Source organism: Paracoccus sp. L-17, assembly GCF_056857655.1.
On record NZ_JBSXNM010000026.1, the window covers coordinates 19334 to 41819 of the forward strand.

General features: G+C 62.6%; 25 protein-coding genes. 23 read left to right on the plus strand and 2 right to left on the minus strand.

Annotated features, from left to right (window positions below; all coding sequences use genetic code 11):
* Positions 1–137 precede the first annotated feature (137 nt).
* The 14 genes from AC13CR_RS03235 (at position 138) to AC13CR_RS03300 (ending at position 14642) form a co-directional block, all read left to right on the plus strand.
* The gene (locus tag AC13CR_RS03235; protein ID WP_482900410.1) at positions 138–1322 is read left to right on the plus strand and encodes a lipid-transfer protein; all 1185 of its coding nucleotides are present in this window, start codon (positions 138–140) and stop codon (positions 1320–1322) included.
* A gap of 24 nt (positions 1323–1346) precedes the next feature.
* The gene (locus AC13CR_RS03240) at positions 1347–2177 is read left to right on the plus strand and encodes an SDR family NAD(P)-dependent oxidoreductase (protein WP_066817244.1); all 831 of its coding nucleotides are present in this window, start codon (positions 1347–1349) and stop codon (positions 2175–2177) included.
* 179 nt (positions 2178–2356) lie between these two features.
* A complete protein-coding gene (locus AC13CR_RS03245) occupies positions 2357–2986 on the plus strand; it encodes a TetR/AcrR family transcriptional regulator (RefSeq protein ID WP_482900411.1) in 630 nt (209 codons plus the stop codon).
* Positions 2987–2990: 4 nt separating this feature from the next.
* Positions 2991–4589 (plus strand): acyl-CoA carboxylase subunit beta, encoded by a 1599-nt coding sequence (locus tag AC13CR_RS03250; protein ID WP_482900412.1) that lies wholly within the window; start codon positions 2991–2993, stop codon positions 4587–4589.
* Between the two features lie 9 nt (positions 4590–4598).
* Positions 4599–5393 (plus strand): crotonase/enoyl-CoA hydratase family protein, encoded by a 795-nt coding sequence (locus AC13CR_RS03255; RefSeq protein ID WP_009803479.1) that lies wholly within the window; start codon positions 4599–4601, stop codon positions 5391–5393.
* Positions 5390–7393 carry an acetyl/propionyl/methylcrotonyl-CoA carboxylase subunit alpha gene (locus tag AC13CR_RS03260; protein WP_482900446.1) on the plus strand — a complete coding sequence of 668 codons (2004 nt, stop codon included), beginning with the start codon at positions 5390–5392 and terminating at the stop codon, positions 7391–7393. The genes AC13CR_RS03255 and AC13CR_RS03260 overlap by 4 nt, the downstream gene beginning before the upstream one ends.
* Positions 7390–8556, plus strand: a complete 1167-nt coding sequence (locus AC13CR_RS03265; protein ID WP_482900413.1) for an acyl-CoA dehydrogenase family protein — start codon at positions 7390–7392, stop codon at positions 8554–8556. The genes AC13CR_RS03260 and AC13CR_RS03265 overlap by 4 nt, the downstream gene beginning before the upstream one ends.
* 48 nt (positions 8557–8604) lie before the next feature.
* A complete protein-coding gene (locus AC13CR_RS03270) occupies positions 8605–9171 on the plus strand; it encodes a biotin transporter BioY (protein WP_482900414.1) in 567 nt (188 codons plus the stop codon).
* 182 nt (positions 9172–9353) lie between these two features.
* Entirely contained in the window at positions 9354–10187 is an 834-nt protein-coding gene (locus tag AC13CR_RS03275; RefSeq protein ID WP_482900415.1) for an MBL fold metallo-hydrolase, read from the plus strand.
* 328 nt (positions 10188–10515) lie between these two features.
* Positions 10516–10929 carry an IS66-like element accessory protein TnpA gene (gene tnpA, locus AC13CR_RS03280; RefSeq protein WP_482900416.1) on the plus strand — a complete coding sequence of 138 codons (414 nt, stop codon included), beginning with the start codon at positions 10516–10518 and terminating at the stop codon, positions 10927–10929.
* Positions 10926–11276 (plus strand): IS66 family insertion sequence element accessory protein TnpB, encoded by a 351-nt coding sequence (gene tnpB, locus AC13CR_RS03285; RefSeq protein ID WP_009803441.1) that lies wholly within the window; start codon positions 10926–10928, stop codon positions 11274–11276. Before tnpA ends, tnpB begins: the two co-directional genes overlap by 4 nt.
* A gap of 60 nt (positions 11277–11336) precedes the next feature.
* A complete protein-coding gene (gene tnpC, locus AC13CR_RS03290) occupies positions 11337–12962 on the plus strand; it encodes an IS66 family transposase (protein WP_298838507.1) in 1626 nt (541 codons plus the stop codon).
* Positions 12959–13552 carry a plasmid pRiA4b ORF-3 family protein gene (locus tag AC13CR_RS03295; RefSeq protein WP_482900417.1) on the plus strand — a complete coding sequence of 198 codons (594 nt, stop codon included), beginning with the start codon at positions 12959–12961 and terminating at the stop codon, positions 13550–13552. The genes tnpC and AC13CR_RS03295 overlap by 4 nt, the downstream gene beginning before the upstream one ends.
* Positions 13553–13853: 301 nt before the next feature.
* The gene (locus tag AC13CR_RS03300; RefSeq protein WP_482919987.1) at positions 13854–14642 is read left to right on the plus strand and encodes a hypothetical protein; all 789 of its coding nucleotides are present in this window, start codon (positions 13854–13856) and stop codon (positions 14640–14642) included.
* Positions 14643–14783: 141 nt separating this feature from the next.
* On the opposite strand, the gene AC13CR_RS03305 is transcribed toward AC13CR_RS03300, so the two are convergent.
* Together AC13CR_RS03305 and AC13CR_RS03310 are read right to left on the minus strand one after the other, a co-directional pair.
* Positions 14784–15041: a helix-turn-helix domain-containing protein gene (locus AC13CR_RS03305; RefSeq protein ID WP_482900419.1), complete on the minus strand. Its 258-nt coding sequence runs from the start codon at positions 15039–15041 to the stop codon at positions 14784–14786.
* Between the two features lie 156 nt (positions 15042–15197).
* Positions 15198–15518 (minus strand): hypothetical protein, encoded by a 321-nt coding sequence (locus AC13CR_RS03310; protein ID WP_482900420.1) that lies wholly within the window; start codon positions 15516–15518, stop codon positions 15198–15200.
* Positions 15519–15662: 144 nt separating this feature from the next.
* Here AC13CR_RS03310 and AC13CR_RS03315 point away from each other — a divergent pair, with 144 nt between their 5' ends.
* From AC13CR_RS03315 to AC13CR_RS03355, 9 genes are read left to right on the plus strand one after another with little or no spacing between them, the layout of a single operon-like run.
* Positions 15663–16019: a hypothetical protein gene (locus tag AC13CR_RS03315; protein WP_028093938.1), complete on the plus strand. Its 357-nt coding sequence runs from the start codon at positions 15663–15665 to the stop codon at positions 16017–16019.
* A 43-nt stretch (positions 16020–16062) separates the two neighbouring features.
* On the plus strand, positions 16063–16683 hold the full coding sequence (locus tag AC13CR_RS03320) for a lytic transglycosylase domain-containing protein (RefSeq protein WP_482900421.1): 621 nt from the start codon (positions 16063–16065) through the stop codon (positions 16681–16683).
* Positions 16680–16970 carry a TrbC/VirB2 family type IV secretion system protein gene (locus tag AC13CR_RS03325; RefSeq protein ID WP_009803468.1) on the plus strand — a complete coding sequence of 97 codons (291 nt, stop codon included), beginning with the start codon at positions 16680–16682 and terminating at the stop codon, positions 16968–16970. The genes AC13CR_RS03320 and AC13CR_RS03325 overlap by 4 nt, the downstream gene beginning before the upstream one ends.
* Positions 16971–16983: 13 nt before the next feature.
* Positions 16984–17262 (plus strand): VirB3 family type IV secretion system protein, encoded by a 279-nt coding sequence (locus AC13CR_RS03330; protein WP_088652952.1) that lies wholly within the window; start codon positions 16984–16986, stop codon positions 17260–17262.
* Positions 17252–19627 (plus strand): VirB4 family type IV secretion/conjugal transfer ATPase, encoded by a 2376-nt coding sequence (locus AC13CR_RS03335; protein ID WP_482900422.1) that lies wholly within the window; start codon positions 17252–17254, stop codon positions 19625–19627. The genes AC13CR_RS03330 and AC13CR_RS03335 overlap by 11 nt, the downstream gene beginning before the upstream one ends.
* Positions 19624–19791 (plus strand): hypothetical protein, encoded by a 168-nt coding sequence (locus AC13CR_RS03340; protein ID WP_222481130.1) that lies wholly within the window; start codon positions 19624–19626, stop codon positions 19789–19791. The genes AC13CR_RS03335 and AC13CR_RS03340 overlap by 4 nt, the downstream gene beginning before the upstream one ends.
* A 16-nt stretch (positions 19792–19807) precedes the next feature.
* Entirely contained in the window at positions 19808–20929 is a 1122-nt protein-coding gene (locus AC13CR_RS03345) for a lytic transglycosylase domain-containing protein (protein WP_482900447.1), read from the plus strand.
* Positions 20929–21756 carry a type IV secretion system protein gene (locus AC13CR_RS03350; RefSeq protein ID WP_482900423.1) on the plus strand — a complete coding sequence of 276 codons (828 nt, stop codon included), beginning with the start codon at positions 20929–20931 and terminating at the stop codon, positions 21754–21756. Before AC13CR_RS03345 ends, AC13CR_RS03350 begins: the two co-directional genes overlap by 1 nt.
* A 10-nt stretch (positions 21757–21766) precedes the next feature.
* Complete coding sequence (locus AC13CR_RS03355; protein ID WP_482900424.1) at positions 21767–22423, plus strand: VirB8 family type IV secretion system protein; 657 nt, start codon at positions 21767–21769, stop codon at positions 22421–22423.
* Positions 22424–22486 lie beyond the last annotated feature (63 nt).

The following is a 22486-nucleotide window of genomic DNA, read 5'->3' on the forward strand; positions in this document are numbered from 1 at the left end:
AAAATAGCGCAAGCTCCCTACGTCACAGCTTGGCGATATTGACACTTCCCAAGGTTGGGATTTAAAATCTAACAAATGGTAGAAAATAGGCTGGCGGACCGATTAGGGTGGCCTGACCGAACTTGGGAGAGAGAGAAATGACAGACAAAGCCTATGTTGCAGGCGTTGGGATGGTCCCGTTCCAGAAGCCGGGAAAATCCGAAAGCTACGATGTGATGGCGACCGCTGCGACCCGGTCCGCTCTGGCAGACGCGGGGTTGGATTATGATAAAGTCCAACAGGCCTATGTTGGCTATGTCTATGGCGACAGCACCTGCGGTCAGCGCGCCCTGTACCATGTCGGAATGACAGGCATCCCGGTTCTGAATGTGAACAACAACTGCTCGACCGGATCGTCCGCCCTGTTCCTGGCCCGGCAGGCAGTTGAAAGCGGCGCGGTTGAATGTGCTCTGGCACTTGGGTTCGAACAGATGCAGCCCGGCGCAATCGGTGCGATGTTCCATGATCGGGTCAGCCCGTTTGCGGCTTTCGATGCAGAAACCGACGATCTGGTTGGCAGCGCCGAGATTCCGCTGGCGCTGCGGTACTTCGGCGGTGCGGGCAAGGCGCACATGGACGAGTTCGGCACGCCTCTTGAGACCTTCGCCAAGATCCGCGCCAAGGCCAGCCGCCATGCGGCCAAGAATCCGGTGGCCCTGTTCCGGCAGGAGGTGACGGCGGAAGACGTCATGGCGGCCCAGGTCGTGTGGCCGGGCGTGATGACCAAACTCATGGCCTGTCCGCCAACCTGTGGCGCGGCGGCGGCGATCATCTGTTCCAAGGAATTCGCCGACAAGCACGGACTGGACAGTTCCGTTCGGATCGCGGCGCAGGCAATGACAACAGACGGCCCGGAAACTTTCGAAGCCCATGACATGCGCGAAGTGGTCGGCTTTTCGATGGCCAAGCGCGCCGCCGATCAGGTCTACGAGGCGGCGGGCATCGGGCCCGAAGATGTGGATGTGGTCGAACTGCACGACTGTTTCGCCCACAACGAGCTGATCACCTATGAGGCGCTTGGCCTTTGCGGTCGCGGCGAAGCGGCGAAATTCGTTGATGATGGCGACAACACCTACGGCGGAAAATACGTGACCAACCCGTCGGGCGGTCTTTTGTCCAAAGGCCATCCGCTTGGGGCGACCGGCCTAGCGCAATGTACCGAGCTCGTTCAGCAGCTTCGCGGTCAGGCAGATGCGCGCCAGGTCGATGGCGCGCGACTGGCGCTTCAGCACAATCTGGGCCTCGGCGGGGCCTGCGTCACCACGCTTTATGAAAAAGCCTGACAGCGCCTTTCGGGAGGAATCAACATGACTGGAAAACTCGACGGGCGCGTTGCCTTGGTCTCGGGCTCGGGCCGGGGCATTGGCCGCGAAATCGCACTCAAACTGGCCTCGGAAGGGGCACGGGTTGTGGTCAACGATCTGGACGCCGGTCCGGCCAATGAAACCGCCGAGGCGGTGCGCGCAATGGGAGCCGAGGCAGTGGTGTGTGCCGGCAGCGTGACCGCGGACGGATTCGCCGAGCGGTTCATCAAGACCGGCGTGGACAGCTTTGGCGGGCTGGACATCATCGTGAACAACGCAGGCTACACTTGGGATAGCGTCGTTCAGAAGATGTCCGACGAACAGTGGCAGGCGATCATCGACGTCCACCTGACGGCACCCTTCAGGATCCTGCGCGCTGCCCAGCCGATAATCAGCGCCAAGGCCAAGGAAGAGGCCGCCGCCGGACAGGAGGTGTTCCGCAAGGTGGTAAATATCTCGTCCATCGCGGGGACCGGCGGCAATGCCGGCCAGATCAACTATTCCGCCGCCAAGGCCGGTATCCTCGGGGTCACCCGGACGATGGCCAAGGAATGGGGCCGCTACAAGGTCAACGTCAACGCCGTCGCCTTCGGCCCGATCCGCACGCGCCTCACCGAAGGCAGCGCGGACGGCGACAGCACGATCAAGGTCGAGGAAAAAGAGATCAAGGTCGGCGTGAATCCCGATCTCTTGTCCCAGATGGAGCGCATGATCCCGCTGGGCCGGGTCGGCACTCCGGAAGAGGCTGCCGGTGCTGTCTATCTGTTCTGCTCGCCCGAATCGAACTTCATCTCGGGCCAGCACATCATCTGCGGCGGCGGTTTCGTGATCTAAGGCATTTGCCCGGACCCGATGACAAGGTCCGGGCAAGCACATTATAGTCTGGGCGGCCTCTTGGCGGTGGCCCATGCGGAATTTTCCGCAAACTCTAGTCTGGCACGATCACGAGATTGACTCACTGGCGTTATTCACCTAACAGGCGTTAGTTAGTCGTTGCGGCGAAACGAAGGTCCATGGCACAAAACACGGCGGGCAAAGTCAACGAGACATCGCGCAGCGCTGTCGGACGGGACGGGGTGCTTGACATTGCCGCGCGGCTTTTCCGCGAACAAGGCTACGGGTCCGTCTCGCTCCGAAAAATCGCCGAGGCCGCCGGGATCAAGGCGGGTAGCATATACTATCATTTCGGTTCCAAGGACGAGATCGTCGCGGCCGTTCTTGATGCAGGGATTCAAGTCGTTCACGAGAGCATGAGAGACGCCGTCACCGCCCTGCCGGCGGATGCCGACGGAGAAACGGTACTGCGCGCCGCGATCCGGGCGCATTTGCGCGCGCTTCTTGATGTGAGCGATTATACCTCGGCGAATGTGCGTATTTTCGGGCAGGTGCCGCAATCCGTCCGGGATGCCAACTTGCCCACGCGCAGGGCCTATGAGGCAGAGTGGGACAGTCTTCTGTCCCAGCTTAAGAAAGATGGCACGCTGAAGCAAGACGTCGATATCCGTCGCCTGCGCCTGATGCTGATCGGTACATTGAACGCCACGCTCGATTGGTTCGACCCGGACCGCGGTAGCGCCGATGCGTTGTCACGCACCTATGCCGATGTGTTCCTCAACGGGATACTCCAAAGACAGGATACCTGACTACATGGCACGTCTTGAAACAGCGGTGCTGGCCGCATCAGAGACCTACACCCGCAACCACGCCGCACAAAGCGAGCGCGTCGAAACGCTGCGTGCGCGGATCGCCGAAGCAACGGCTGGCGGCCGCCCCGACATGGTCGCGCGGCATCGCAAGCGCGGCAAGCTGCTGGTCCGCGAACGGATCGACCTGCTGGTGGATCCGGGCACTGCGTTTCTTGAGCTGTCGTCGCTTGCCGCCTACGGTCAATACGGGGGCGAGGTGCCCGGTGCGGGGATCGTGACCGGTATCGGGATCGTCCACGGGCTGCCCTGCGTTGTGATCGCCAACGATGCGACAGTGAAGGGTGGGTCCTTCTATCACGAAACCGTGCAGAAACACATCCGCGCCCAGGAAATCGCAGCCGAGAACCGGCTGCCCTGCCTCTATCTGGTGGATTGCGGCGGTGCCTATCTGCCAGAGCAGGACCGGGTTTTCCCCGATGCCCGCCATTTCGGCAATTCCTTTTATCGTCAAACCAACATGTCCGCGAGCGGCCTGCCGCAGATCTCGGCGGTCTTTGGAGGCTGCACGGCCGGTGGGGCCTATATCCCGGCCCTGTCGGACGAAGTCATCATGGTACGCGGCAACGCACGCATCCATCTGGGCGGCCCCTCGATCGTCAAGGTGGCGATCAACGAAGAGGTTGATGGAGAAACATTGGGGGGGGCCGAGATGCATTCGCGCGTCTCCGGTGTGTCTGACCATCTGGCCGAGGACGAGTATCATGCGCTTGCTCTGATGCGCGACATCGTATCCGAACTGGGCCTGTCGCGCCCGATGGGTCCCGATGCAACCTGCGCGCCGCCGGCGCGCAACCCAGAGGAACTGCTTGGCGTCATCAGCGCCGATCGCAAACAGCCCTATGACATGCGCGAGGTTCTGCTGCGCATGATCGACGCCGGCGAATTCCGCGAATTCAAGCCCGGATGGGGTGAGACGCTGGTCTGCGGCACCGCGCGGATTCACGGCTATCGAGTGGGCATTCTCGCAAATAATGGGGCGCTTGTGTCCGACAGTTCGCTCAAGGGCGCGCAATTCGTGTCGATGTGCGATCAACGCAACATCCCGCTTTTGTTCCTCCACAACATCTCGGGCTTCATGGTCGGCACCGAAGCCGAGCGCGGCGGCATTGCCAAAGACAGTGCCAAGCTGGTCTATGCCATGTCGGTTGCCAAGGTGCCGCGCCTGTCGGTCCTCTTGGGCGGCTCATACGGGGCAGGCAACTACGGCATGTGCGGACGTGGTTTCGCCCCGAATTTTCTCTTTGCCTGGCCCACGGCGGAACTGGCCACCATGTCTGCCGACATCGCCACAAATGTGATGCTGGAACTGCGACGCCAGAAAGGGGGCGACCCGGGCAAGATGGAGGCCGACATGAAGCTGATCGAGGAGCAGGTTCGGGCCCAGTACGGTGAACAGTCCGATCCCTATTATGCCACCTCGCGGCTTTGGGATGACGGGCTGATCGAACCCGCGCAAACCCGCGATATCCTTGGCCTGTGCCTGGCCATCGTGACATCGGTGCCCGAAGCCGGTCGCCATACGCCTGTATTCAGAATGTGAGGCTTCAAGTTGACCAATACCTACAACACGATCCTTGTCGAAACCGATGCGCGCGGCGTCGCCACGCTGACGCTCAACCGCCCCGACAAACACAATGCGCTGAATGGCGAATTGATCGCAGAGCTATACGATGCCGCCGAAAAGCTGGCTGCAGATGACGATGTGCGTATTGTGGTCCTGACCGGCGCGGGCAAGAGCTTCTGCGCGGGCGGCGACTTCAACTGGTTCGCCTCTAATGTCGAGAAAACCCGTAGTGAAAGGGTCGCACAAAGCGCCACGCTGGCGCGGCTGTTGCGCCGTCTTGACACGCTGCCCAAACCCTTGATCGGGAGGATCAACGGCCCGGCTTACGGTGGCGGTGTCGGCATGATTTCCGTCTGCGACTACACCATCGGCGCCGAAGGCGCGCGCTTCGGTCTGACCGAGGTCAAGCTGGGCCTTCTGCCCGCGAATATATCGCCTTACGTGGTGGCCCGCATCGGCAAGGTGCATTCGCGTGAGACCATGCTGTCGGGGGCGTTGTTCGACACCGCCCGCGCCGAGCGGATCGGTCTGTTGACCGAAGTTGTCGCGCCGGGCGACTTGGACGCCACGGTGAACCGGGTGGTGCATGATCACCTTCAGGCCGCGCCGGGTGCCGTGGCCGATACCAAGGCGCTGATCGCCTATGTCGCGTCCCACGATCTGGAGACCAACATGATCTACACCGCCGACCGGCTGGCCGATGCGTGGGAGACGGAGGAAGGTATCGAAGGCATCAACAGCTTCATCAACAAGGGCGTTCCGTCATGGCGGGTGAAATGAGCTTCACCCGCGTTCTGATCGCCAACCGGGGCGAGATTGCCCGGCGCATCCAGCGCGGGTGCCGCAAACTGGGGCTGGAAAGCGTAGCGGTGTTTTCGGACGCGGACCGCGACGCGCCCTTCGTGGCCGAGGCCGATCATGCCGTCTGCATCGGTGGGGCCGCCCCGTCAGACAGTTATTTGAACGTCGAGGCCATCCTTGAGGCCGCGCGGGCGACGGGCGCGGGTGCGGTGCACCCGGGATATGGTTTTCTGTCTGAGAATGCCGGTTTCGCGGCGGCGGTCGAGGCGGCGGGCCTTGTGTTCATCGGGCCGGAACCCGACGCTATCGCGCGGATGGGCTCCAAGATCGAGGCCAAGGCTGCCGCCGAAGCCGCAGGCGTGCCCGTCCTGCCCGGCTATCGCGGCGAGGATCAGTCCGACGCGCGCCTGCTACAAGAGGCCGAGGCGCTTGGCACCCCCTTTCTGGTCAAGGCCAGCGCCGGCGGCGGCGGACGCGGGATGCGGCTTGTCTCCGATCTGGGCGACGCACCCGAAGCGATTGCATCTGCCCGGGCCGAAGCGCAGAGCGCCTTCGGCGATCCGGCGGTGTTCCTCGAACGCTATGCGCCCCGTGCCCGCCACGTCGAAGTGCAGGTTCTGGGCGACACTCACGGCACCGTGCTGCATCTGGGCGACCGCGATTGTTCGCTGCAACGCAACCACCAAAAGCTGATCGAAGAAGCCCCCGCCGCCGATCTTCCCGAGGCTGTGCGCGACCGCATGCGTGCGGCAGCGGTGGGGTTGGCGCAGGCGATCGGCTATCGCTCCGCCGGGACGGTGGAATACCTCTATGACCCCGGGCGCGGTGAATACTACTTTCTGGAAATGAATACCCGGTTGCAGGTGGAACACCCCGTGACCGAGGCGATCACCGGCATCGATCTGGTCAAATGGCAGTTGCGCATCGCGCGGGGCGAGCGGCTGGCGCTGACGCAAGGCGATGTGCAGTTTGACGGGCACGCCATCGAAATCCGCGTCGCCGCCGAAAAACCGGCCGAGAATTTCCGCCCCGAAACGGGCGAGATCACCCTTTGGGCTCCGCCCGCCGGCGTGCGGCTCGATACCGGGGTCGAGGCAGGCTCGGTCGTCAGCCACCACTACGATTCCATGATTGCCAAGCTGATCGTCCACGCGCCGGATCGGACCGGGGCGATCCGCCGGGCGATCACCGCGATCGATGCTTTTGCCGTCGGCGGCGTCGGCCTGAACCTGGCCTATCAACGCGCGTTACTGGCACACCCGGATTTTGCGGCGTTCCGTCACCATACCTCGGGCCTGCCCGAGATGTTTCCAGGCGGCTGGACTGAACCGTCCGCTGATCCCCGGGACATGGCCTTTGCCGCGATGGCGCTGCATCTGCGTCTCATGCCGGCGGGCGCGTCGCCCTGGGAAAGCCTAGGGTCCTGGCGACTCACAGCCCCTGCGGGACAGTCCGGCGCGGCCTTCTATTGGGACACAACCAAAGACGACCCGATCCGCGTGAGCGGCTCCGGGCCGGTGTTGACTGCCATACAGCCGGACGGCCAGACCATCACGGTCGAGAGTGCCGTTCTGACCGGGGGACGCCTGAGCGGACGCATCGACGGGGTTCCGTTTTCGCGCATCGCTTACGTCGTGCGCGCGCCGAGTCACTGGCGAGTGCACCTGCAAACCCCTGCTGGAATGACCGCGACAGACCTGCGTACGCTGGAAGACCAGCATCTGCAACGTGCCACCAGCGGGTCTGGCGTCGCTGACCTGTTGTCCGCACCCATGCCCGGCGCCGTGGCCGAGGTGCGCGTCGCACTCGGCGACCGCGTCAAAGCCGGTGACACGCTGGTGGTGCTTGAGGCCATGAAGCTGTTGCAAAGCCTGCCCGCGCCGGCCGCGGGCGTGGTGACGGAAATCTATTGTGCACCGGGCGACACGGTTGCCGGGCACGCCCCACTTATCAAACTCGATCCAGAGGAAAACACATGACCAGACAAGACAACATCACCGCGGCCTCCGGCCTGTTCAACGAAGATCTCAACATGATCCGCGACCAGCTTCGCCGTTTCATCGAAACCGAGGTGACCGCCAAGGCCGAGCCCTGGGAAGAGGAGGGCATGGTGCCCCGCGACGTGCTGCGCCGGATGGGTGATCTCGGCGTGCTGGGGATGCGCTATGACGAACAGTATGGCGGCGCGGGGCTGGACGTGATGTCCAGCGTGGTTCTGGCCGAAGAGGTCGGGCGATCCACCTTCGGCGGGTTCTCGGCCACGGTTCTGGTCCACACCGACATGGCGTCGCCGCATCTGGAAAACGCCGGCACGCCCGAACAGAAGGCGCGCTGGATGCCGTCGATCACCTCGGGCGAAATGATCACCGCCGTCGCCGTGACCGAGCCGGGCGCGGGCTCGGACGTGGCCGGCATGCGCACCCGCGCAGTGCGGGACGGGTCGGATTGGGTGCTGAACGGCACCAAGATGTTCATCACCAACGGCGTGCATGGCGATCTCTACTTTGTCGGTGCCAAGACCGATCCCGATGCCAAGGGGTCGCGCGGGATCACCATATTTGCGGTCGAAAAAGGCACGCCGGGCTTTTCGGTCGGACGGGCGTTGAACAAGACCGGCTGGCTGTGCTCGGACACTGCCGAACTGATCTTCGAAGATGTCCGTATCCCGGCCGAAAACGTCTTGGGCGAGGTCAACCGCGGTTTCTATTCGGTAATGAAGAACTTCCAGAACGAACGCATTGTGCTGGGTGCGATGGCCTGTGCCGAAGCGCAAACCGCGCTGGACATGACCGTGGATTATGTCAAGCAGCGCAAGGCCTTTGGCGGCGTTCTGTGGGACAAGCAGGCCGTGCGCCAACGGCTGGCCGACTGTCAGACGCGGATCGCTGCGGGACGTCAGCTGGTCTATCACGCCGCCGGTCTGGATGCCGCGGGCGGTGACTGCGTGAAAGAGGTCTCGATGGTCAAAGCCTATTGCGGCGAACTGGTGAACAGCGTGCTTTATGACTGCGTCCAGTTTCACGGCGGTATGGGTTATATGCGCGAAACACCGGTGGAACGCATGTCACGCGATGCCCGTGTGCAGGCCATCGGCGGCGGGGCGAGCGAAGTCATGTTGGAAGAAGTCGCCAAGCGCATGTGAGCTTACTATCCAAAAAATTAACAATCTACAGAAACAAGGACGAAAAAGATGAATCTGGAAACCACTCAAAGCCAATCAGTCGCAAGACTGACCCGAGAAATCTCGATAATACTCGTCGGCACAATTCTTCTGACACTATCCGCCAAAATCGTGGTGCCGTTCTACCCGGTTCCCATGTCTACACAAACCCTGGTTGTCTTGGGTCTGGGCCTTTTCCTGGGGCCGGTGCGCAGTAGTCTTGTTGTCGTGGCATACCTTTTCGAAGGTCTGCTTGGCCTGCCGGTGTTCGCAGGCACACCTCCGGCGCCGGCCGGACTGGCGTATATTGCGGGTCCCACAGGCGGATACCTGGTAGGCTTCGCACTTGCAGCGGCCGCTGCCGGTTGGGTTGTTCAAGCACTGGAAGGACTTCGGCCTGCGTTCAGAGCATCTGTCGCGGTCTTTTTGGGCTCGATAGTCATGTATTGCGCAGGGCTGTTCTGGTTGGGTGGCTTTGTCGGTTATGGCGAGAAATTGCTGAACGCCGGGCTTTACCCGTTCCTGATCGGGGATTTGACGAAGGCGACAATTGCTGTAGTTCTGTATACAGCTTACCACAATCGCCGCGCTGTGTGACTGCCAGACCAAGACTGATTCAGTCTGATACAGTCTTGGTCCTGTATACGTTGAAATGGTCCGATGCCGGATTTGACAGGCACCGGACGCCAGCCTGAGGTTTCCGGATCCATGCAAGAGCAATGCGCAAAACTGTACGAACAGGATTGTTCGCAATCAATACCTGGACCTGGTCGCACACAATGAAAAGAAGCGGCATGTTTTTTTCAGAGCCGGAGCCTTGCCGCGCGCAGGGAGTCGAGGTGGCCCCCGGAATTCTGAGGATCGTCGCGAACAATCCCGGAAAGATGACCTATCATGGAACAAATAGCTACATCATTGATACGCCTGATGGTCGGTTCATAATCGACCCCGGCCCAGCAGAAGACAGTGCACATTTCGAGGCAGTCGTCGAAAGTTTGGGGGCCAAACCATCCGGGATTTTGCTCACACACCACCATTCTGATCATTTTGGAGTCGTCCCAGCCCTGCGAGCACGGACAGACGCACCTGTTTATGCCTCACGGGCATTCCCTGACGATGCATTTCGACCTGACCGGTTTCTGGAGGACGGACAGGTCATTGCCGGTCTTACCGTCCTGCACACACCTGGTCACGCGAGCGACCACCTTTGTTTCGCGAGACCTGACGGAGTGCTCTTCACAGGCGACCACGTGATGAGTTGGAACAGTTCGATCGTCAGCCCCCCTGACGGAAACATGCACGACTACTGCGCCCAGCTACAGCGGCTGATTGAGCGCGACGATAGGATCTACTTTCCGGGGCACGGACCTGTCCTCCGGGATCCGCAACCTTACGTCGAACGGTTGCTTTCCAACCGCATGCGTCGCGAGGCGGAGATCCTCGTCCACCTCTCACACACCCCGGATTCGGTCCAGAATATCGCCGCTTCCGTCTACCAGAAAACCGACCCACATATCGCAATGGCCGCAGAACGAAACGTTGCGGCGCATCTGGAGAAGCTGTTGTCTGAGTCGCGGGTGGTACAAGATGGCGGGGTCTGGAAATTAACATAAGAACGATTATGCGAATAAGTGCAACTCATTGATATCATTGATTTCGCCCTCTACCACCTCCCTGTGGGCGAAACCTTGGCGGCATCGGCTCCGTCGGTGCCGCCTCTTTCACTGGAATGGGATTGAGTTTGCCCTGAGCGGCCAAACAAGCGCGGCGGCCCACCTGACAGACAAACTGTACAAAGTGAAGGCGATCAAGAACCAGTGAGTATTGACAAGGAAGAAGCGGCTCCGATCGCTCGACTCATCCGCAGCCCCGAAGGTCAAACGTATTCCTCCGGTGGAGGCCGTCTGACGGGATTTCGGCGTTGGTGCTAAGTCCGACCTTATGGCCGACCATAAGTTCAGACCCGAGATTGAAGTTCTCTCTGCCGCGGACGTGCCGCGTCGGCGATACTGGGATGATGCGGACAAGATCCGGATCGTAGAGGAGAGCTTTCTGGGGCATCGCCAGGTCTCGGCGACGGCGCGGCGGCATGGTGTGTCGCGCTCGTTGCTGACGACATGGCGGCGGCAGTATCGCGACGGTGAGCTTGGGAACGAGACGCCGCCTTCATTCATCCCGCTGGCGGTTTCAACCAAGGCGCCTGCGGGAGTGTCCGTGACGGCACAGGAGGCGCCGCGCGACACCCCAGACGTTCAGCTCGAGATCGTGCTGAGGAATGGGCGGCGGCTTCTGGTCCCTTCGTCGGTGGACCCGGAGGTGTTGGCGCGGCTGCTTCCGGCCCTGGAAGGCCGATGATCGCCTTCCCGGCGGGGGTGCGCGTGTGGATCGCGGGCGGGGTCACCGACATGCGGCGCGGCATGAACACCCTGGCGCTGACGGTGCAGCAGGGGCTCGGGCGCGATCCGCATGCCGGCGAGATCTTCTGCTTTCGCGGGCGCAAGGGCGACCTGGTCAAACTGCTCTGGCACGACGGGGTCGGCATGTCGCTCTACACCAAGCGGCTGGAGGCCGGGAAGTTCATCTGGCCGACCAGCGGAAGTGGTGAAGCGGTGCAGATATCCGCGGCCCAGCTCGGCTATCTCCTGGAGGGGATAGACTGGCGCAATCCGCGCTGGACGCAACGCCCTGCAAAGGCGGGATAAATCAGCCTCACTGGCCTTATTTGCATGGGCTTTCCGATGGCCGCGTGGTAGCTTTTGCCCATGTCAGATGCCGCTTCCGAGATCGCCAGATTGCGTGCCGCGCTCGCGGCGTCGGAGGCCCGTGCCGAGGCCGCCGAGAGCGAGCTGGCGCAGACCCGGGCGGTGGTCTCGACCTCCGAGGCGATGATCAAGCATCTTCGGCTCGAGATCGCCAAGCTCCGGCGCGAGCAATACGGCCACAGCTCGGAACGTCGCGCCCGCCTGATCGACCAGATGGAATTGCAGCTCGAGGAACTCGAGGCCGCGGCCACCGAAGACGAGATCTCCGCCGAGAAGGTGGCGAAGACCACGACCGTCGCAGGGCTCAAACGTCGCCGTCCGGCGCGGAAGCCGTTTCCGGAGCATCTGCCGCGCGAGCGCGTGGTGATCGCGGCGCCCACGGCCTGTTCCTGCTGCGGCTCGGATCGCATAGTGAAGATGGGCGAGGACGTCACCGAGACGCTTGAGGTCATTCCCCGGCAGTGGAAGGTGATCCAGACGGTCCGTGAGAAGTTCACCTGCCGGGCTTGCGAGAAGATCAGCCAGCCGCCGGCGCCGTTCCATCCCACGCCCCGTGGCTGGGCCGGCCCGAACCTGCTGGCGATGGTGCTCTTCGAGAAGTTCGGCCAGCACCAACCGTTGAACCGTCAGGCCGAGCGCTACGCGAAGGAAGGTGTCGAGATCAGCCTCTCGACGCTCGCCGACCAGGTCGGGGCCTGCGCTGCTGCGCTCGCGCCGATCCATGCGCTGATCAGGACCCATGTTCTCGGGGCCGAGCGGCTGCATGGCGATGACACGACGGTGCCGCTTCTGGCGAAGGGCGGGACGCGCACGGCGCGGCTCTGGACCTATGTCCGCGATGATCGCCCGTTCGCGGGTGGCGCGCCTCCGGCCGCGCTGTTGCACTTCTCCCGCGACCGGGAGATGGCCCATCCCAACCGGCATCTCGCCGGCTGGCAGGGCATTTTGCAGGCCGATGCCTACGGCGGTTACAACGACCTCTATCGCGGCGACCGTGATCCCGGCCCGGTGAGCAGCGCGCTCTGCTGGAGCCATGCCCGGCGCAAGTTCTTCGAACTCGCCGACATCGAGGGGATTGTCCGGAAGGGCAAGCCCGCCCATGACATATCGCCCGTGGCGCTGGAGGCAGTGACGAAGATCGATGCCATCTTCGACATCGAACGCCAGATCAACGGTCTGGATGCCACATCACGGCTCGCGGCCCGGCAACGGCTGTCCCGTCCGCTGGTCGAGGACCTGCGCGACTGGATGCAAGCCGAGCGCGATACGATGTCGAGGCACAACCCCGTCGCCAAGGCGATCGCATACATGTTCAGGGCAGACCGCTGGGACGCGTTCACCCGCTTCCTCGACGATGGCCGGATCTGCCTGACGAACAACGCCGCCGAGCGGGCGCTGCGCGGCGTGGCCCTCGGCCGGAAGTCCTGGCTCTTCGCCGGCTCCGAGCGCGGAGGTGAACGCGCAGCCTTCATGTATTCCCTGATTGTCACCGCGAAGATGAACGATGTCGATCCTCAGGCCTGGCTCGCCGATGTCCTCGCCCGGCTGCCCGGCACGACAGCCTCCCGGGTGCCGGATCTGTTGCCCTGGAACTGGTCCCCGACGCGACAAAGGATGGCCGCATGACTCTGATCGCCCGCCTCCGGATCATTCTGAACGATGTCGACCCGCAGCCAATGCGCCATATCGAGGTGCCGCTGAAGATCAGGCTCGACCGGCTGCATGAGGTCATCCAGGCAGCCATGGGCTGGACGGACACCCATCTCTATGAGTTCCGGGTGGGGGATGCCGGTTGGGGCGTGCCCGACCCGGACGGGTTCTACGACGGCCCCATGGACGCGAAGAAGATCACCCTGGAAAAGCTGCTCGACCAGACCGGCACCAGGACGATCCAGTATGTCTACGACTTCGGTGATGACTGGGACCACAGTATCCGGATCGAACGGGTGGGCGAGGCTGCCCCAGGCATGACCTATCCACGGCTGCTGAAGGCCACCGGGGCCTGCCCGCCCGAGGACGTCGGCGGCGCCTGCGGCTACGAGGAGTTCCTCGAAGCTCTCGCCGATCCCGATCACGAGCAGCACGCGGATATGGTCCACTGGTCGGGCGGGAACTTCGACGCCGAAGATGCCGGGAACGACAGCATCATCGAGCGCTTCGATAAGCTCGCCAAGAAATGGGCACCAAGGCCTCGCAAATCCAGGGCAGAGACGTAAGAGAAGCCGGCCCCCGCGGCCTACGCCGGATGGTTACGGTCAAACTGTTGGCTGGGTCTATCAGTGGAACACATCCGAGCTGTCCATACTCTGGCTCGGCGCCGAGCGCGTAGCCGACCAAATCGACCCACCTCTTAGCAAGGAAATGCTCGCTGCCGCGAAGGCAGTTGCCAACGATGCGGTCACAGATCTCCTTGAAAGGTTGTCACGCAGGTGATCGATCTCACCAGATCTGCCCTAAACCGAAAACGGCGAGAAACAAACGGCGTTGGATTGACTTTATTACAATAGTATACTATTGATGCACACAACATACGCATATCAGCCGACTGAGATCCTCGTCATGCGCAGTTTCCTTCGACATTTTACTTTTGCAACGATTGTGAGCGCGGCTTCCCTCTTCGGCGCCTCGACCAAGGCGTCGGCACAGACCTACCCGATCGATTGCGCCATCCTGCTCTGCCTCTCCGGCGGCTGGCCGGCATCAGAGCCCTGCTCAAAGGCGCGTGCAGAGTTCATCCGCCGGATCACGCCCTGGCCCGTCGAGCCCCCGCTGCAGATCTGGCGATGCCCCATGGGGGCCTCTTTCGAACCTGTAGACGGACCCGATCGCACTCCGCGTGTCTTTGACATCCTCTTCTCCAACGCTTCTCCCCTGCCCCAGAGCCTCGCGGAATCTGATCCCGAGAACGCTGATGCCCTTCTGCCTGCCGTCGTGCGGTCGCGAGGTGTCTCCCCTCTAGGGCAACCTGACGGGTTCGCCTTGCGTCGCGTCCAGGACCGCGCCGACATCGACATCAGTGGACCAGAATTCAATTTCGTCCGCTCGATCCGTGTCTTCGATGTCCGGTACGCGCGCCAACACGAATCCCGCGACAGCGATTGCAATCGGAGCGAAACCGTCCTTCTCGGTTTCTATGGAACCCAGGGCGATTTTTCGTGGTCTCGTTCGTCCGTCGCGGCGTTGCCCGAGGCCCATGTCGGCCTGGAACGATGGGGCGATCATTGTCCCTCCATCTATCACCGCTCGGTCTTCGTCGACTGGCGAGACTATGAGGGCAATTACGGGTTCGAGCAGGTGAACTACTAAGACGTTTTCCTCTTCCCCAAACCTGCACCAGAGACCGTGCATCGAAGCGTCCCATAACAACCTGTTGTTATTATTGCCCTTCGGCCCCAGCGGGACTTGATCTCGTCATACCACCCGAGGCAACCAGCCCATCGCCTCGTCCTAAATCCGGTGATCGAGTTCCGTCGCCGCCTCGGCAGCGGCCAATAGTGTACCCGCATCGATCTGCAGAGCACGCGCGAGCACGATCAACTCAACTACGTCGACCCTGCGCTCTCCGCTCTCGAGACGAGCGACGAAGGACTGGTGGCATCTGAGACGCAAAGCGAGCTCGGCCTGCGTTAACCCAGCCGCCTTCCGCGCCGCAATCAAAGCGTCGCGGAGTGCCTCATGTCCCGAACTCCTGATCGTTTTCGCCACGTGTCACAAACCTCTTGTGACAGGGCTAATCTACTTTATAGATTATCTAAAAAGTGGATAATGGGCGTTCAGGTGATGATAGAGACTCCGAATTGCACGCCGCCGATACGTCCGGATGTCACTAGGCGGCGACCCTTTGGAAAGGTCGCGGTTACATCACTCGTCCACCAGCTCCAGGAAGCGACCGTAGTCCTGGCTCACCTCGCGCGCCTCTTCGAACGCCCGGGCGCGCTCCTCCTCCAAGCACCGAAAGTAGCTCTGGATGTCCCGGATGTAGAGTTCAAAGTCGCTGCGGATGAGATCTGCATAGTCCCGCGCGGCCTCGGAATCGCTCGGCACGAAGGGCCTGGGCGGTGGCGAACAGGACGCGGCGAAGGCGTGGCCCGGCAGGCACGTGACCAGAAGTATAGCTTGTGCCACGGTCGATGCGCACAACCTGAGGGCGTCCAACCCCCTTATTTTCTTGATCAAATGCATGGGAACCGTCTATTCGTTAATTGAGCAAGAATCCGCTTGTCGCATCAAACGTTTATCTTGTGCGTCAATACTATATCATCGTATGCCTAGGCTTCAACACCTGAAGCCTGGTCATTCGCCCTATTGGAGAACGTGATCCGGGTGATGGACCTAGAAAAAGAAGCCCCGAATGTGGTCACCGAACCCAGATTCCGCGATCTGGTCGCCAGCGGCTATCGCGTCGAAGTTGTCTGCAAGGAAGACGCCTTCAAGAAAGGCCCCAACTGGCATGGGGTCTGGATCATGCGCGCTGTCAGCGACGACGGGATCGAGAAACTTCTGGTCACGGCCCGGACCCGAACCTCTCGCAACGACATCAAGATCCGCGAAATCAAGACCGTCACCGGGGTCATCTCCTTCTTGCAAGGGATCGGCTTCTCACACGCCGACGTGCCCTTGGAAGAGGGCAAGCGGACGGTTCACAAACTCTCCAGCGAAGAGATGGCTGCCAGCCGGGCTTAGCGCCTTTTTCTTTTCCTCCCTAAGCTTCCCGGCATCGGCGGACATGGTCCTGGTGATGTCGGGGGACGGCTCTCTTTCGCCGTCGCGCGCCCAGGAACGGTTCGCGCGCAACTACAATGACGGGGTCGGCGTTGGCTCGACCTCAGACGGGTTGCGCATCTTGGGCGAGGAGCGCCGCACTGAGCGACGTGAAGGGGTGCGCGTCGCGGCGGCGACCCCTCGCGCGCTCACGCCAGGCCCGGATATCCTCGCCGCGATCGAGGAGACCGGACTGCGCTACGCGAGCCACCCTGGGCTCCGTGCGGCGGATATCACAGTCACGGACTGGCTCCACCTCTATCGCGCCAATATCGAGATCGAGAGTGCGTACAATCCGCACGCCGTCTCCCATGTCGGGGCGGTCGGGCTCGGGCAGTTGATGCCCGATACAGCCCGCGCTCTTGCCGTCGACCCCCATGATTGGAAACAGAACCTCGACGGCTCCGCGCGTTACCTCGCTCTGATGCTGGCCGAGTTTGGCGACGCGCGCCTCGCACTCGCCGCCTACAATGCCGGACCCGACGCCGTGCGCGAGCATTCCGGCATTCCACCGTTTCGAGAAACCCAAAATCACGTCCAGCGGGTGCTGGCCGTCTTCAACCGGCTGGAAGGAGCGTCCCCATGAAGCCATTGACGAAATCCCTGATCACCCTTGCCGCTCTCCTCATCGTTGCGGCCGAACCGGCCCTTGCCCAGAGCATCGATCTCTCCCCGATTCAGAGCTTGCTTCAGGGCATCGTGGACGCGCTGACCGGGCCGCTTGGCGTCGTCATCGCCACCCTCGCGGTCCTCGGCGTGTTCCTCAGCTGGTTCTTCAACATCATCGATCTGCGCCAGGCCCTCTGGGTGCTGGTGGGCATCGCCGGCGTTGCAGCCGCGCCGACCATCGTTGCCGCCGTCTTCGGGTCGTAAGAGGGGGGCGAACGTGGCAGAACGATCGCCGCTCTTTCTGGGCCTCGTACGCCCGCCCAAGCTGCTCGGCCTGCCGATCATGTATGCCATGGTCTGGCTCTTCGGCTCTGTGCTGCTCTTCGTCTGGGTGCAGCACCTGGTTGTCCTGGGCATCGCGGCGGTGCTCTATCCGGTTCTCTGGAAAGCGGCGGATTGGGACCCGCGCTTCATCGACGTGATGATGACCGCGCTCCAGGAGACCCCGCCGACGCGGAACCGGTCCATCCACGGGGGCGACAGCTATGCGCCATAGTGAACCCCTGGACGAGACCGTCGATGAACGCACCCTTATGCCGGACTGGTATGCCCGCGAGAAACGCCTCGCGCATATGCTGCCCTATGTCAGCCTCGTCGATGATCAGACAGTCCGCACCCGGGTCAACGAACTCTTCCAATGCATCCGCCTGAGCGGGGTGAACAGCTACACCACTGACGATACCTACCTCGACAAGGTCACGGCGCTCTTCGCCCGGATCATCGCGCAGCTGGGCCCCGAGTTCAGCTACTACGTGCACAAGGTCTCGAAGTCGATTACCCCGGACCTGCTCCCGGTCAAGGGGGACGGCTTCGCGACGGCGGTGGACGATGCCTGGCGCGCAAAACTCGCGACGGCAGGCCTCCGGGACAAGACCCTCACACTCACCATCATCCACCGCCCGCCGCCCAGGAGTTTTCTTGGTTTCGTGTACCGTTCCGCACCGGAGCGGTTCAAGGAGGAGACCGCGAAACGGATCAGACGCCTCAAAGAGGCGGTCGGCGTCTTCACCTCCGGCCTTGCCGAGCTCAAGCCTCGAATCCTTTCAGCAGCCTCTGGCGAGTTGGTCGGGTTCCTTGGCGCGCTCAACACGGGCCGCGAACTGCCGCTCTATCCCGCAAACCGCTTCGGGTTTCTGGCCTACAACGTTGCCAATACTCGCGTGACGTTTTTCGAGGATCACTTCGAACTCTCGGACGGTGTGGTCGGCCACCGCTTCGGCAAGAGCTTCACCATCGGTGAATATGCCGAAGGCACGACCTGCACCATGTTCGACATGTTGAACCTGCCGGTCGACATGATCGTTACCCATTCCTTCACACCGATCAATTCGAACCTGATGGCGGGCCGGATCAAACGCCAGAAGCGCCAGATGCAGGCCTCCCAGGATGCCGCCCTCTCGCTCCTAGAGGCACTCGACATCGCGCATGACGATCTCGAGGCCAAGCGCCAGAGCTTCGGTGAGCACCACATGGTGGTGACCGTCTTCTGCGACAGCCTCGAGGAGTTGCAAACCCTCGGGGCCGAGATCGTGAACGCCGCGGCCGCCGAGGGCGTGAAGATGATCGGCGAGCGGATGGCCGCGAAATCGCACTACTTCAGCCAGCATCCTGGCAACCAGCCGAAACGCGTCCGCGCCAGCGCCGTCACCAACCGCAACTTCGCGGATTTCGCGGCGCTGCACCGGACACAACTCGGCAAGGAAAAACACCATCTGCCCTGGGGCCAGGAGATCACACTCTTCCCGACGCCGGAACAGAGCGCCTATCGTTTCTCCTATCACGAGCAAGGCAGCCCCGAGAAAGAACCCACCAGCGGCCACACCCTGATCCTGGGCCGTCCCGGTTCCGGCAAATCCGTCCTCTCGGCCTTCCTGATGACACAAGCCCGGCGCGTCGGCGCGCGCATCTTCGTCTTCGACTACCGGCTCGGCATGGAGATGGCCGTCCGTGCCAATGGCGGACGCTACGCCTCGATCAAGGCCGGACAGGCGACCGGCCTCAACCCGCTCTGGACCGAGATCGATGAGCGCGGCACGGCCTGGCTCTCGGACTGGCTCGCCTCCCTGCTCTACCGCTCCGACAAGCCGCTGACGCCCGCCCAGACCAACCGCATCCAGGAGGTGGTTCGCCAGAACGCAACAGCCACCAATCCGGCCTTGCGGAACTGGAAGGACTTCGCCTCGCTCTTTGTCTCGACCGACGATAGTGGCGACCTGCACCAACGCCTTCTCGAATGGACCGAGGATGGTCGCTATGGCTGGATCTTCGGCCAGAGCCTCGAGGACACTTTCTCCCTCGATGGCGATGTCGTGGGGTTTGACCTGACCGGCATTCTCGACAGCGAGAGCGAGAAGGAACGCATGGCCGTGCTCTCCTATCTCTTCCGCCGCATCGAGCGGGAGATCGAGGACCGTCGCCCCACCATCATCGTGATCGACGAGGCCTGGAAGGCGCTCGACAACCCATACTTTGCCGAACGGCTCTCGAACTGGCTGGTGACCGCCCGGAAACAGAACACCGTCGCGGTGATGATGACGCAATATGCGAGCCAGTTAGAGCGCACGCGGACCGGCAAGACCATCGTCGAGGCGGTGCCGACGCAGATCCTGCTCCCCAACATCCGCGCCCACGCATCAGACTACGCGATGCTGAACCTCTTCGAGAAAGAGCTCGACGTGCTCCTGAACACCGGCAGCGACAGCCGTCTCGCCCTCATCCGCGACGACAGCGGCTCCGTGGTGGTCGATGCCGACCTCTCCGCGCTCGGCCCCCTCCTCACCATCCTCGGCGGCATGGAGAAGGGCGAGGCCCTCGTCGGCCCCGACTACCGCGACCGTCCTGAATTCTGGAGGCTCTCATGATCCGACCCCTCATCCTCCTCGCCGCACTCGGCGTTCTCTCTTCCTGCGCCGAATATCGCGAACCCCAGGCCAACTGTTTCGCCTTCCGCGCCTCGCTAGATCAGGTCGAGCCGGATTGCATCTTCACACCCATCGGAAACGCGGAAGACGGCGTTGAGGTCTAGGGTCGCACATACCCTCCTGGCGGCTCTCCTGCCGGCGGCCGCGCTCGCCCAGGGCGTTCCCACCAACGATTCCGGGCTGACGGCCCGCGATATCGTGGAGACGAGCGACCGGGACGCAGACCTCGCCGTCCAGCGTGAGAAACTCACCGTCGAAGAACTGCTGACCGAGATCGAACGGGAACAGCTCGCCACGCTGCGCGCCATCCTCGACGCGCAGACGAGCTTCGGCGGTCAGGGCCTTCCGGGCATGGTCGCAGACCTCGAGGGCGGCGACCCGGACCGCTCTGTCGCATCCGTCTACGGCACAGGCGATATCGATCCCAACCCCGGCGGCGCGGGTATGTTCGGGGATGCGGCAGAAAACATCGAGCAGCTGATCATCCGGGTCGCCCAGGAGACCCACGGGCGGCCCGGGGTCGGGCGGGCCGGTCTTTCCGTCGTGCAATGGCGCGCCCTCCTGCAGGCGCTCATCTGGCAGGAGAGCCGCTTCTCCATCGGTGCACGCTCGCCCGTGGGCGCCTTCGGCCTCACCCAGATCATGCCGGGCACCGCGAGCGATCTCGGCATCAACCCGGAATATTATGACAGCCCCTACCTGCAGGTCGAAGGCGGCGCGCGCTTTCTCGCGGCGCAGCTCAACACCTTCGACGGCAACGTCGTCAACGCGCTCGCGGCCTATAACGCCGGGCCTGGCCGGGTGTTCGAATATGGCGGTGTACCGCCCTTCAAGGAGACCCAACACTATGTCACGGTCATCCCCGAACGCTACAATCTCTACCTCGCGCGGATCGGCGGCATCGAGGCGCTCGGCACGATCGACCCCGCTCTTCTCGCCAACGCCCATCTCTCGCTCAGCGGGTTCGGCGCCGCCTTCTACGGCAGCAATTCCCCCGCCGCCATCCGGCAGGCCGCCCTGCGCGTCCAGGACATTGTCACCCGGATCGGCGCGACCCAGGACATCCAGGAGAGCATGGCGCTCAACACCTATGCCCGCGCCGAACTGGTCCGGCTGATGGCCGCGCGCATTCGCCTGAAAGCCGCACGGACCCAACCGCTCAGTGCGGCCCAACTGGCCCAGGCCGCGGCCCGCATGGCCGAGAACGAATTCATGGAGTTCACATTGGAGGATCTGGATTGATGGCCCGCAGAATGTTCATTTCAGCACCACTTCGCACCTTGACCCTAGCCAGCGTCTTTGCGCTTTGCTCGCCTCTCGTGACCAGTGCCCCCGTCCTGGCCCAGGGCGTGCCGGTCGTGGACACCCAGAACATCGCCCAAAACATCCAGCAGCTCCGGCAGATGATCGAGGACGAGATCCTGCAAAACGAGCAACTCGTGCAGCTCCGCGAACAGCTTGCAACGCTCACGGAGCAGCTCGCCGAGCTACAACGAACATATGAGGCGTTGACGCGTCTGGCAGAGCTGCCCGAGATCATCCGGACACAGATGGAGGACGAATTGAACGGTCTCCTGGATCAGGAGTTCGGCGATATCATCGCCACCATTGAAGCGATCAAGACGGGGGATTTCTCCGGGCTCACCGGATCCGGCGCCGGCGAGATCGAAACCCAGATGGACCGGGTGCTGGCCGATCTCGGCTTCGACGAGGATACGCTCTCGGAAATGGCCCGCAGCGGCAATCCCGGGGCCGAGCGCGTGGCGACAAAGGCCACGACCGGCGCGCTGGTCTCGGCCGCGGCCCAGAACAGCTACGAGGATGCCGGGCAATCGCTCGAACGTGTCGACCGGCTCGTCGGGCTCATCGACGACATGGATGAGCTGAAAGAGAGCGTCGATCTCAACACGCGGGTGACGGCCGAGCTTGCCATCGCGCTCGTCGCCATGTGGCAGCTCGAAGCGATCCAGACCGTGGGCGACGGCACCGGCGGCGTGATCGATGCCGCCACCATCGCTGAAGAACAACGCTTCATGGAGTTCACGCTCCCGGAACTGAATGCGGATTGAGGACTGATTGTTGGACGAAGAAACCGCCATCATCGAGGAGGAACTGGTCTACGGCGCGCTGAGACGGGAACGGCTCTGGCAGCGCCTGGGGCTCTTCGGCCTTGGCTTTGGCATCCTGGGCTGCCTCAGCGCGGCCGCCGTGGCCGTCCTCGATGGCGATCCGCCCCCTGTGGTGGTGCCCTACGACCCCGCCACCGGCTTCGCCCTCCCCGAGGCTTCCGTCGGGGCCACCACGGTCACCGAGAACCGCGCCATTATCGAGGCGGAAGTCTTCCGCTACGTGACCGACCGCGAGGTCTACAACCAGCTCGACAATGACGTGCGCATCCGCAGCGTGTTGCGCCGTTCGGACCGTGCAGCAGGGGCCTCACTGCGCCAGATCTGGAACTCGGCCAATGCCGACTATCCCCCGACCGTCTATGGACCCAACGCTCGTCTGGACGTCGAGATCCTCAGTATCAACCTGATCGGCAACAACCGGGCCACGGTGCGGCTTCGCAAGCGCCTGACCTCGATCCAAGGGGTCCAAGCGGGCCTCTTCACCGCGACACTCCTCTTCGAGTTCCGCCCGGAAGAGAGCCGCTCCATCGACCAGGTCTGGACCAACCCGTTTGGCTTCACCGTCGTCGAATACGCGATCCGCTCGGACAGATTGGAGAACCAGTAAGTGCGCTTCCGGAACAAGAAATCAATGAACGCCTTGCCAGCGCCCCAAATGCGCCAGACGCGC

Bases quoted from the DNA above. Each gene is read 5' to 3' on its own strand.
- AC13CR_RS03235 (WP_482900410.1), top strand. From the start codon at position 138: ATGACAGACAAAGCCTATGTTGCAGGCGTTGGGATGGTCCCGTTCCAG.
- AC13CR_RS03240 (WP_066817244.1), top strand. From the start codon at position 1,347: ATGACTGGAAAACTCGACGGGCGCGTTGCCTTGGTCTCGGGCTCGGGC.
- AC13CR_RS03245 (WP_482900411.1), top strand. From the start codon at position 2,357: ATGGCACAAAACACGGCGGGCAAAGTCAACGAGACATCGCGCAGCGCT.
- AC13CR_RS03250 (WP_482900412.1), top strand. From the start codon at position 2,991: ATGGCACGTCTTGAAACAGCGGTGCTGGCCGCATCAGAGACCTACACC.
- AC13CR_RS03260 (WP_482900446.1), top strand. From the start codon at position 5,390: ATGAGCTTCACCCGCGTTCTGATCGCCAACCGGGGCGAGATTGCCCGG.
- AC13CR_RS03265 (WP_482900413.1), top strand. From the start codon at position 7,390: ATGACCAGACAAGACAACATCACCGCGGCCTCCGGCCTGTTCAACGAA.
- AC13CR_RS03270 (WP_482900414.1), top strand. From the start codon at position 8,605: ATGAATCTGGAAACCACTCAAAGCCAATCAGTCGCAAGACTGACCCGA.
- AC13CR_RS03275 (WP_482900415.1), top strand. From the start codon at position 9,354: ATGAAAAGAAGCGGCATGTTTTTTTCAGAGCCGGAGCCTTGCCGCGCG.
- tnpA (WP_482900416.1), top strand. From the start codon at position 10,516: ATGGCCGACCATAAGTTCAGACCCGAGATTGAAGTTCTCTCTGCCGCG.
- tnpB (WP_009803441.1), top strand. From the start codon at position 10,926: ATGATCGCCTTCCCGGCGGGGGTGCGCGTGTGGATCGCGGGCGGGGTC.
- tnpC (WP_298838507.1), top strand. From the start codon at position 11,337: ATGTCAGATGCCGCTTCCGAGATCGCCAGATTGCGTGCCGCGCTCGCG.
- AC13CR_RS03295 (WP_482900417.1), top strand. From the start codon at position 12,959: ATGACTCTGATCGCCCGCCTCCGGATCATTCTGAACGATGTCGACCCG.
- AC13CR_RS03300 (WP_482919987.1), top strand. From the start codon at position 13,854: ATGCACACAACATACGCATATCAGCCGACTGAGATCCTCGTCATGCGC.
- AC13CR_RS03310 (WP_482900420.1), bottom strand. From the start codon at position 15,518: ATGCATTTGATCAAGAAAATAAGGGGGTTGGACGCCCTCAGGTTGTGC.
- AC13CR_RS03315 (WP_028093938.1), top strand. From the start codon at position 15,663: ATGGACCTAGAAAAAGAAGCCCCGAATGTGGTCACCGAACCCAGATTC.
- AC13CR_RS03320 (WP_482900421.1), top strand. From the start codon at position 16,063: ATGGTCCTGGTGATGTCGGGGGACGGCTCTCTTTCGCCGTCGCGCGCC.
- AC13CR_RS03325 (WP_009803468.1), top strand. From the start codon at position 16,680: ATGAAGCCATTGACGAAATCCCTGATCACCCTTGCCGCTCTCCTCATC.
- AC13CR_RS03335 (WP_482900422.1), top strand. From the start codon at position 17,252: ATGCGCCATAGTGAACCCCTGGACGAGACCGTCGATGAACGCACCCTT.
- AC13CR_RS03340 (WP_222481130.1), top strand. From the start codon at position 19,624: ATGATCCGACCCCTCATCCTCCTCGCCGCACTCGGCGTTCTCTCTTCC.
- AC13CR_RS03350 (WP_482900423.1), top strand. From the start codon at position 20,929: ATGGCCCGCAGAATGTTCATTTCAGCACCACTTCGCACCTTGACCCTA.